At 30.5% G+C, this 2,848-nt stretch carries 3 protein-coding genes; 1 reads left to right on the top strand and 2 read right to left on the bottom strand.

The features are described 5' to 3' along the window. Positions 1 to 312: 312 nt before the first annotated feature. Positions 313 to 993 carry a FadR/GntR family transcriptional regulator gene (locus VK998_RS00085; protein ID WP_325224111.1) on the top strand — a complete coding sequence of 227 codons (681 nt, stop codon included), beginning with the start codon at positions 313 to 315 and terminating at the stop codon, positions 991 to 993. 48 nt (positions 994 to 1,041) lie between these two features. Here VK998_RS00085 and VK998_RS00080 read toward each other — a convergent pair whose 3' ends face one another. Further along, positions 1,042 to 1,683: a rhomboid family intramembrane serine protease gene (locus VK998_RS00080; protein ID WP_325224109.1), complete on the bottom strand. Its 642-nt coding sequence runs from the start codon at positions 1,681 to 1,683 to the stop codon at positions 1,042 to 1,044. 89 nt (positions 1,684 to 1,772) lie between these two features. Continuing rightward, positions 1,773 to 2,729: an Rpn family recombination-promoting nuclease/putative transposase gene (locus VK998_RS00075; protein ID WP_325224107.1), complete on the bottom strand. Its 957-nt coding sequence runs from the start codon at positions 2,727 to 2,729 to the stop codon at positions 1,773 to 1,775. Positions 2,730 to 2,848 lie beyond the last annotated feature (119 nt).

Below are 2,848 nucleotides of genomic sequence, written 5' to 3'. Positions count from 1 at the left end.
ACAATGTCTTTGGCAACGGTTCCAGGAGCGTTGTTTAGTGCTTGGCAGAACATAGCAGGATCCATTTTTGCATGGTATATGAAAAGACAAGAATTAAAAAAGAAAAATTAAATTTTAAAGTGATATTAACTAAATTCTTTTAAAAGGATAAATCTAATATAGATTTATCCTTTTATCTCAATCCCTTATCCTAAATCCATCTTTTTTATGATTCCACATGTTTTACACTAATCTATTAATTCTCCCATTTGAAAAAATATCTCTATAATGATATAAATAATATATAAATACATGTAATTGAGGGGAGCTATGATGGAAGAAAAAAAATCAGAAAAGATAGCTATGGAAATAAAAAATTTAGTTATTGAGAAAAAGTTTTTACCAGGACAGAAACTACCCAATGAACGGAAATTAGCTGAAGAAATGGGGGTTAGTAGAACTGTATTACGAGAAGCTTTAGGAAGTTTAAATGCATCAGGCGTTATTGAAATAAAAAGAGGAGTAGGAACATTTATTTCTGAACATCCGGGAATTGTAGATGACCCTTTAGGGTTAGAATATATCGGAGATAAAGACCAGCTGTTAAAACATTGGTATGAGGTAAGGTTAATATTGGAACCTGAAGCAGTATATTTAGCTACAAAACGCGCCAATGAAAAAGATATTAGTATTATAAAAAAATTAGAAGCTAAAATACGTGAGCAAGTAAAAAATAAAGAACATTTTATGGAAGAGGATCTCAAGTTCCATACAGAGTTAGCTAAAGCCACACACAACCCTATAATTAGTAGGTTGATTCCTTTAATCTATAAGTCATCTAATATAGACATAACATTTTATCAATCAGATAAATGGTATGAAAGAGCTAAAAATAATGCTATAGAAACCCATGCTGAAATATTAAAATTTGTATTAAAACGTGATGCAGAAGGAGCTAGGCTAGCCTCTAGATATCATTTAATAAGGGCTTTAGAAGATGTAAACTACAAATAAATATGGGACATCAGGGACGGTTTCTCGTGTCCCAGTGTCCCATGAAACCTAAAATCTCTTCTTAAGAAATCTCTTGTATAACAATATCCCTGCCAAGAATCCAAATATATGAGCCCACCATGCAACTCCACCTGCCATGCCATATATACCTGAACGCAACTGACTAATGAACCAGATAAATAAAAAGATTGGAGCTGGTACTCGTATGAAAAACGGTATAAATGGAACTAAAGTTACTATTCTAGCATGAGGAAACATTATAAAATAAGCACCCATTATCCCTGCAATAGCTCCAGATGCACCAACTGTTGGTATATTAGACATAGGATTTGAAACAAAGTGAGCAAATCCCGCTATCAAACCCGTTAATATATAAAAAGCTATAAATCCAAAGAAACCCATACGTTCCTCTACATTATCTCCAAAAAGCCACAATGACCACATATTACTTATAATATGAAGCATATCTCCATGGATGAACATACTAGTGAACAAAGGAATATAAGATTCAATTTGAGTCAATCCATTTACAAATTGAGATGGTATAAAAGCATATTTATATATCATCTCTATAAATCCATCATATGACATAGATAATTGATTTACAAACACCATTACATTTATAGCTATAATAAACAATGTCGCTATAGGAATCCTTCTCCTAGATGCAGTATCCCTTAGTGGAAACATATTATCCCTACTTTCATATCCATTTTCTATATTATAGCAAAAATAATTTGGGACAGCGAGAACCGTCCCTGCTGTCCCAGTAAATGGGTTTAATTCTTAAATTCTTCTTTTAATTTTTCTACTTCTGTTTTAGAAAGACCTGTAGACTTTGCTACCAAAGCTATCTCTACACCTTCATTTAATAAGTTCTTAGCTATTTTAATTTTTTCTTCTTGCCTTCCTTTTTCTATACCTTTTTCTATACCTTTTTCTATTCCAAGTCTTTCTCTCTTTTGCAATATACTCATGGTAACAGCCCCCTTTCCATTTAATTTTTTTATCTGTTCTTCTATATATTCCTCTTCTATATCATTATTTGTCAGTTCGATGTATTTCAAATATATTTCTCCATAATATATTAGTATATCCATTGGTTCTTCATCTTTTACTTCCTCTAATGCTAATAGAAAGTTTTTTAAAACTACTTCTAAATCTTCCTCGAAAGCATATTTGAAAGCTTTTAACATCATTGCTGTTAACTTAGTCAGTTTTTCAAAATCATTTTCTTCATATTCTCCTATATTAAAAAAGTCATATTTGAAAACTGGTACTCTTTGTTTAAAATATCCTGGTAATTCATAGAATCCTGGTATCATATCCCTTAAGTCCGTCTTTAAATTCCATTTTTCTTTTCCGTGATAAATTATCATTGGTATAATAAGAGGTAATTCTTCTTTATTCTCTTTTTGTATTGTTGAAGTCCAGAACTCTAAAATATATTTTTGAACTTGAAATATTGCTAATTTATCTTTATAGGATTTGTGTTCTAATAGAAAACATATATATGCGTCTCTATTATTTACTTTTACCCTATATATTAAATCTGAAAAGTTTTCTTGCAACTCTTTGCTTATAAAGCTATCTTTTTGAAGCTCAAAGCTTTCCATATCTATTATATTTAATGCTTCTTTAGGTATATTATTTTCTATAAAATCTTTTGCTATTCTTTTTTGACTAAACACTTCTTTAAATGTGGCGTCATGTTTATTTGTTATTCTATTTTCCATTTTCTCACCAACTTTTTGTTCTCCTTAAGAATATTATATCATTGTAATAATTTCTTTTCTATATATTGTGAATTTATTTCCAAAACTATGGGACAGCGAGAACCGTCCCTGCTGTCCCA

Origin of the sequence: Schnuerera sp. (genome assembly GCF_035459645.1) — a bacterium.
GTDB lineage: Bacteria > Bacillota > Clostridia > Tissierellales > Tepidimicrobiaceae > Schnuerera.
The sequence above is the reverse complement of the archived record's forward strand: the minus strand, read 5'-3'. Positions and strand labels throughout refer to the sequence as shown.